7 protein-coding genes and 1 pseudogene are annotated in these 6,829 nt (G+C 63.6%); 1 reads left to right on the top strand and 7 read right to left on the bottom strand.

The window, feature by feature from the left end; genetic code table 11:
* Positions 1 to 32: 32 nt before the first annotated feature.
* From E0493_RS22730 to E0493_RS22700, 7 genes and pseudogenes are all read right to left on the bottom strand, one after another.
* Positions 33 to 350: an IS3 family transposase gene (locus E0493_RS22730; RefSeq protein WP_160939550.1), complete on the bottom strand. Its 318-nt coding sequence runs from the start codon at positions 348 to 350 to the stop codon at positions 33 to 35.
* 292 nt (positions 351 to 642) lie between these two features.
* Positions 643 to 877: pseudogene (locus E0493_RS22725) on the bottom strand (transposase); the annotation flags it as partial.
* A gap of 250 nt (positions 878 to 1,127) precedes the next feature.
* A complete protein-coding gene (locus E0493_RS22720) occupies positions 1,128 to 1,460 on the bottom strand; it encodes a cytochrome C oxidase subunit IV family protein (RefSeq protein WP_160939548.1) in 333 nt (110 codons plus the stop codon).
* 8 nt (positions 1,461 to 1,468) lie between these two features.
* Positions 1,469 to 2,191: a heme-copper oxidase subunit III family protein gene (locus tag E0493_RS22715; RefSeq protein WP_160939547.1), complete on the bottom strand. Its 723-nt coding sequence runs from the start codon at positions 2,189 to 2,191 to the stop codon at positions 1,469 to 1,471.
* Between the two features lie 77 nt (positions 2,192 to 2,268).
* Entirely contained in the window at positions 2,269 to 2,937 is a 669-nt protein-coding gene (locus E0493_RS22710; protein WP_160939546.1) for a cytochrome c oxidase subunit 3, read from the bottom strand.
* Positions 2,934 to 4,709 (bottom strand): cytochrome c oxidase subunit I, encoded by a 1,776-nt coding sequence (gene ctaD / locus E0493_RS22705; protein WP_160939545.1) that lies wholly within the window; start codon positions 4,707 to 4,709, stop codon positions 2,934 to 2,936. Before ctaD ends, E0493_RS22710 begins: the two co-directional genes overlap by 4 nt.
* Before the next feature lie 52 nt (positions 4,710 to 4,761).
* Complete coding sequence (locus E0493_RS22700; RefSeq protein ID WP_367614581.1) at positions 4,762 to 5,832, bottom strand: cytochrome c oxidase subunit II; 1,071 nt, start codon at positions 5,830 to 5,832, stop codon at positions 4,762 to 4,764.
* A gap of 580 nt (positions 5,833 to 6,412) precedes the next feature.
* Here E0493_RS22700 and E0493_RS24040 point away from each other — a divergent pair.
* Positions 6,413 to 6,760: a transposase gene (locus E0493_RS24040; RefSeq protein ID WP_202397299.1), complete on the top strand. Its 348-nt coding sequence runs from the start codon at positions 6,413 to 6,415 to the stop codon at positions 6,758 to 6,760.
* Positions 6,761 to 6,829: the final 69 nt, after the last annotated feature.

The raw sequence follows: 6,829 nt of genomic DNA, 5'->3' as shown, positions 1-6,829 counted from the left end.
GAAGCTGCCTGACTTCGCCGACAGTATCTAGGTCAGGTCCGCGACCCACAGCTGGTTCGGGCGGTCGGGAACGAGGTTCTTGACCAAGTCAGGGTAGATCGGTCCGCCATGGTCGCTGTCTGTCGTGCCACGTAGCGGCGGCGCCGTTTGGGTTGCAGGTCGCGCTGGCGCATCAGGCGCCGGAGCTTCTTGTCATTCACCACCACTCCCTGGTGGCGGAGCGCCGCTCCGACCCGGCGGTAGCCGTACCCCTCGAACTCGTCGCAGATGGCGCCGATCCGGGCCAGTAGGCTCTCCTCCTCCAGAGGAACAGGGGCCGTGTCATAGAAGGTCGATCGGGAGAGCTCCATCAGCTCGCATCTCCGGGCAACGGAGAGGCCGAGGGGCCGGTGAGGACCGATGTAGACGCGCTTCTCGGCCGGGGACCATGCTTCAAAGCCCCCCTTAGCAGCTCGAGCTCCAGCGCCTGCCGTCCGACCAGCCGCTCCAGCGCCGCGATCCTGGCCTCGTACTCCTGGATCAGATCGGCCGCCTGCACGTCCTCATGTGGCCCTGCGCCTTGTGGCCGCGAGGTGACGAAGTCGGAAGGCCGGGAACCGAGAAGAAGAGGACGATGATGGGTCAGCAGGCTTTCAGCGGCCGGGCCCAAACTCCGGCCGCCTGCCACGCGCCCCGCCTTCGCCAGCAGGCTTTGCCGCAGCAACCCAACCCGGTCGGCACCTCGTGCCACTGAATGCCCCTCCGCGGCACAAACAAGATGCCCCCAAGGCGGCGCGAGCCGACGCCCGCGCGGCCGGCCGCCTCTCGGCTTCGGCCGCTCCCGCGGCAGCAAGGGCTCGACCACAGCCCATAGGTCATCAGGAACGAAGAGCGCCATCACTCCCCGACGCCTCAGAACAGGTTCTGTCCCGAGCTTTAAGCCCAAACTCGCGATGTGCAGCCTTCGCCTTGAGCCATTTCATGGACCAAGGCCTCGCACAGTCAGCGCGGCGTCACGGGCGTGGTTACCGGCTGCGAGACGCTGGTCGTGTTCACACACAGCACTATGCCTGCACGTGTGTGCCGCTGCCGGCCGGCCTGGTCCGGGCGGCTGCAGGGCTTGCAGCCTGGCACTTCCAGGCATCCGTTCACTGGCCGAGCGCGAAGGATATCTGCCGCGTGGCGAGCGTGTATCCGGACTCATGGACCATGATCCCGACAAAGACGAAGAGCACGAGGGGCGGGAGCAGGACAGCATAGATCAGGGTGAGGTGCTCCCAAGCCATATGCATGAAGACGGCGACGATCAGGCCGGCCTTCAGGAACATGAGCAGCAGGATCAGCGACCATCTCAGCTCGCTCTGGAGCTGGAAGTAGTCGACGAGGTAGGAACAGGCGCTGAGAACGAACAGCAAAATCCAGGTCACAAGGTAGAGTTTGATCGAATGGCCTTGCTCTTTGGATGCGCGTGTCTGTGCCACGAATTTTCTCACCACAAGTAGAAAAAGGCAAAGATGAACACCCAGACCAGATCGACGAAGTGCCAGTAAAGGCCGATGATCTCGACTGACTCGTAGTTCCCCCGCCGGCTGGTGAAAAAGCCACGCCTGCCGCGTTCGTAATCGCCGCGCAGGACCTTCCGGGCAACGATGATCATGAATATGACGCCGAAGCTGACATGGGTACCGTGGAAGCCCGTGATCATGAAGAAGGTGGAGCCGAACTGGGGAGCGCCCCACGGATTCCCCCAGGGCCGCACCCCTTCATGGATCAGCTTGGACCATTCAAAGGCCTGCATGCCGACGAAGGTGGCGCCGAGGGCCGCCGTCGCCAACATCAGATAGGCGCTGCGCGCACCCTCCCGGCGCTGGGCGAAATTGACGGCCATGGCCATGGTCCCGCTGCTGCTGATCAACACGAAGGTCATGATGGCGATCAGGATGAGCGGCAGCGGTGTGCCGCCGATCGTCAGTGCAAAGACCTCACTGGGATTGGGCCATGGCACGACCGTCGACATCCGCACCGTCATGTAGGAGATCAGGAAGCAGCTGAAGACGAAGGTGTCGCTCAGCAGAAAGATCCACATCATGGCCTTTCCCCAGGACACATCCCGGAAGGCGCGTCGGTCGGAGGACCAGTCGGCGACAAAGCCGCGCCAGCCGCCGTGTTGCATCCCGGGATGCACGTTCTTGTCTTCCGTGATGCGGTCCATGGCTTTGCAACCCTTTTTCCTCGGCATGGCCCATCCGGGGAGCAACACCCGACTGGGTGAAGGTGCACGCGAAGGCGTCAGCCATGCAGCAGCAGTGCGAATACCGCCAGCCAGACCAGAAGCAGGAAATGCCAGTATGAGGCGCAAAGGTCGACGCTCAGAACCATCGGCGCCATGGCGGTGCCGCGCCACACCCTGGCGCTCGCCCGACCCAGCGCCACCAGGCCGCCAAGCAGATGCAAGGCATGCAGGCCGGTAAGCAGGTAGAAGAAGGCGTTCGCCGGATTGGTCGCCATGTAAAAGCCGGCTGTGGCCAGCTGCTGGCAGGCGACCACCTGCCCCGCCAGGAACAGCACGGCGCTGGCGGCGCCCATCACCAGCCCGGTGCGCAGGTGGCCGATCTGCCTCCGCCGGGCTGCGGCCTGTGCCCAGCCCATGGCTGCGCTGCTCAGGAACAGCACCCCGGTGTTAGGCCACAGGAGCCACGGGAGAGGCGGAGAACTCCAGTCGCTCGCCATGTGCATGCGCATGGCGTAGGCGCTGGCGAAAAGCGCGAACAGCGCGCTGACCACAGCGAGGAACACGCCGAGGCCAACCTTCGCCGCCGGCATGCGCCTCGGCACCGGAGCGCGCAGCGAATCGACCGGTCCGCTCTCCAGCCAGGGTTTCTCGGCCAGGCGCTGCTGCGACAGCCACCAGATCGCGACCGTCGCGAGAGTGGCCACCAGCAGAAAGAGGATCGTCATGGCTCGGCACCCCGAGTGAACTGGACGACCGGCGGCTGGTTCTGCGGCAGGAAATCCTGCGCAGCGCCCGGTACGCTGTAGCCGTAAGCCCAACGGTGAACCACGGGCAGGTCCTTGCCCCAGTTGCCATGGCTCGGTGGCGTCTCAGGGGTCTGCCACTCCAGCGTGGTGGCGCGCCAGGGATTGCCGCCAGAGGGCGTGCCGTTGCGCAGGCTCCAGACCATGTTGAACACGAAGACCAGTTGCGCGAAGCCGACAACGAAGGCGGCCACGCTGACCAGCTGATTGAGCTCTCCCGTGGAGAGCGGAAGCGCATCCATCTCACCGATCGCATAGTATCGCCGCGGGACACCCATCAGCCCGAGATAGTGCAGGGGGAAAAAGACCAAGTAGGAGCCGATGAAGGTGACCCAGAAATGAAATTTGCCCAGAGGCTCGTTCAGCATCCGGCCGGTGACCTTGGGATACCAGTGGTAGATCGCGCCGAAGATGACCAGGATGGGCGCAACGCCCATCACCATATGGAAGTGGGCGACAACAAACATTGTATCGGAAAGCGGCACGTCCACGACGGCATTACCCAGGAACAACCCGGTCAGCCCGCCATTGACGAAGGTGACGATGAAGCCAATGGCGAAGAGCATCGGTACCGTCAGGTGGATGTCGCCGCGCCAGAGCGTGAGGATCCAGTTGTAGACCTTGATCGCGGTGGGGACAGCGATGATCAGCGTTGTTGTAGCGAAGAAGAACCCGAAATAGGGATGCATGCCGCTGACATACATGTGGTGGGCCCAGACCACGAAGCTCAGGAAGCCGATGATCAAAATGGCCCAGACCATCATGCGGTAGCCGAAGATGTTCCTCCGCGCATGCGTTGCGATCAGGTCTGAGACGATGCCGAAGGCGGGTAGCGCCACGATATAGACCTCCGGATGACCGAAGAACCAGAACATGTGCTGGAACAGGATCGGGCTACCCCCGTTGTAATCCGAGCGCTGGCCCATCTCGACAAGGGCGGGCATGAAGAAGCTGGTTCCCAGCAAACGGTCGAACAACAACATCACCGCACCGACGAACAATGCCGGAAAGGCGAGCAGCGCCATGACGCTGGCGGTGAAGATGCCCCAGACCGTGAGCGGCAGGCGCATCATGGTCATTCCCTGCGCACGTGCCTGGAGAACGGTCACGACATAGTTCAGGCCGCCCATGGTGAAGCCAATGATGAAGATGATGAGTGAGACGAGCATCAGGACGATGCCGAAATCCCGCCCCGGCGTGCCGGACAGGATGGCCTGAGGTGGATAGAGCGTCCATCCGGCGCCGGTGGGTCCGCCAGGAACGAAGAAACTCGCCAGCAGCACCAGCACGGCCAGGAGGTAGGTCCAGTAGCTGAGCATGTTCAGATACGGGAACACCATGTCCCGCGCGCCCACCATCAACGGGATGAGATAGTTGCCGAAGCCTCCCAGCAGAAGGGCCGTGAGCAGGTAGACCACCATGATCATGCCGTGCATGGTGATGACCTGGTAATACTGGTTCTGGTCGATGATGGAGAGGCTATCCGGAAAGCCGAGCTGAAGGCGCATCAACCAGGACAGCACAAGCGCCACGAAACCGGCCGCGAGGGCGGTGATCGAGTATTGTACAGCGATGATCTTCGCATCCTGGGAGAAGACGTACTTCGTCCACCAGTTCGTGGCATGGTAGAGTTCGACCTCCGGGAACTCCGCGGAGCCCACGCCCTCGTGCGATTCCAGCGTTGCTTCACCCATTGTTCTTCCCCTTGCCTCGAGCGTCCGTGGCTCCGGATTTTTCGGCGCGACGTCAGGGCGTGGCGCGAGCCGATCCTCCGCCGTGCCGACTGTGTCCGCTGGATGCATCGTGCAGGCTGGATGCAACGGCCGATGTGGCGCGTTGCGCGAAGGTCTGCTGCGCCTGAAGCCAGTTCCGGTAGTCACGTTCGTTCTCGACAACGACCCAGCCGCGCATGTCGGGATGGCCAAAGCCGCAGAGTTCGGCGCAGAGGATTTGGAATCGGCCCGGCCGAGTCGGGGTAAACCAGAGCTGGGTCACCATGCCCGGTACCAGGTCCATCTTCGCGCGGAACTCCGGCACGTAGAAGCTGTGCAGCACATCGATCGCCCGTAGCCGCAGCTTGACCGGTCGGCCGATGAGCAGGTGCAGATCGGCCGCTTCCACCACGATGTCGTCCTGCCCGTGGGGATCGTCCGGGCTTACCCCCAGGGGATTGCCGACAGGCCGCACGTCGCGGATGTCGGTGGTGCCGAGCCGGCCATCCTGCCCGGCCAGGCGGAAGTTCCAGGACCATTGCTGGCCGACGGCCTCGACCTCTGTTGCCTCCGTCGGCGCCGTGATGAACTGGCCCCAGACCACCAGCCCAGGGGCCAGCATCGCGGCGACGCCAACGGCTGTCCCAATGGCGAGGACCAACTCCAGGCGGGTGCTTTCCGGCCCATATTCAGCCCGGCTTCCCTCCCGATGACGGAAACGGAACACGCAATAGGCCACAAAGGCAAGAACAGCGACGAAGACGAGTCCGGTGATCCAGAAGGTGAGTCTGATCGTTTCATCGATGTAGTGCCAGTTCGAGGCGATCGGCGCCCACCACCACGGGCTGAAAGCGTGGAACAGCACCGAACCGACAGCGATGGCCAGCAGCACAAAGGGCACCGCTCCCTCGCGCTCCGTGGGCCTGCCTTCGGCCTCGTCGAAGGTGATGCGGATCAAGTTGAAGATCGTGAGCACGCTTGCCAGGCTGAAGATCAGTCCTGCCGAATAGAAAGTGGCATCAGCCGCGCGGCTGGCGATGAGCAGCCCGGCCAAGCCAAACAGCGCCATGCACACACCCACCGCCCATCGTGCGTCGTTGCTCACCACGCCTTCTCCTGGGTTGCCTCTGCTCACCTCAAGCCGGTTCTCTCCCGATCCTTGCGAACCATCCCTCCGCGCAGCTTCCAAACCTCGGAGGCGGACCACACGACCACGAAATTACTCGGCGGAGCCGGGCTCAGGCCTCGAAAGCTGCAGCTATAAGTACATACTCTGCGCACCTTATGGAGGAGCGCGTCAGGGTCTTCGCTGCATTCTTGGTTCGGACCGTGCTTCGCCGCACAATGGGGCAAGCTGCTTGGCGGATCGTCCTCCTCGGTACAGGCTCCAGTGGAGGCCGCGCTATCCCCAAGCCAACTGGGCGAATGCAGCTGCATTGATCATGCTCCTGTGGCTGATCTGGCGTCAAGGCAAACGCTGGTTCGTTGCAGCCTGGGTGGCTGGACGGACTCCGCGTGAGATCACCTCCCGCTTCAAAGACTGTTGCTGTGCAGGAAGCTCCGCGGCGGTGCGAATGGCTGGGAGACTACGCGGATGGAGGACGGGCGCGCTCCAGGCTGGAACTTAAAGCTCGCGACAGAACCTGTTCTGAGGCGTCGGGGAGTGATGGCGCTCTTCGTTCCTGATGACCTATGGGCTGTGGTCGAGCCCTTGCTGCCGCGGGAGCGGCCGAAGCCGAGAGGCGGCCGGCCGCGCGGGCGTCGGCTCGCGCCGCCTTGGGGGCATCTTGTTTGTGCCGCGGAGGGGCATTCAGTGGCACGAGGTGCCGACCGGGTTGGGTTGCTGCGGCAAGGCCTGCTGGCGAAGGCGGGGCGCGTGGCAGACGGCTGGAGTTTGGGCCCGGCTGCATCGGCTCCTGCTGGAGCGGCAGCAAGATGCGGAGACCCTGGACCGGAGCCGGGATGCTGTGGAAGGCCCTCTGGGCGCTGATCTTCGGCTACGTCCATCTTGGCGGGGATCCAGGTCACGGTGAGCCGCGAGCAGATGGCCCGGGCCTTGGGCGATGGAGGCGGCCGGCAGGCAGCGCTTGCCTCGCTTTTCG

Source organism: Teichococcus coralli (assembly GCF_009829925.1).
Lineage (GTDB): Bacteria > Pseudomonadota > Alphaproteobacteria > Acetobacterales > Acetobacteraceae > Pseudoroseomonas > Pseudoroseomonas coralli.
This window is presented reverse-complemented; position numbering and strand designations above follow the sequence as displayed.

Bases quoted from the DNA above. Each gene is read 5' to 3' on its own strand.
- E0493_RS22715 (WP_160939547.1), bottom strand. From the start codon at position 2,191: ATGGACCGCATCACGGAAGACAAGAACGTGCATCCCGGGATGCAACAC.
- ctaD (WP_160939545.1), bottom strand. From the start codon at position 4,709: ATGGGTGAAGCAACGCTGGAATCGCACGAGGGCGTGGGCTCCGCGGAG.
- E0493_RS22710 (WP_160939546.1), bottom strand. From the start codon at position 2,937: ATGACGATCCTCTTTCTGCTGGTGGCCACTCTCGCGACGGTCGCGATC.
- E0493_RS22730 (WP_160939550.1), bottom strand. From the start codon at position 350: ATGGAGCTCTCCCGATCGACCTTCTATGACACGGCCCCTGTTCCTCTG.
- E0493_RS24040 (WP_202397299.1), top strand. From the start codon at position 6,413: ATGACCTATGGGCTGTGGTCGAGCCCTTGCTGCCGCGGGAGCGGCCGA.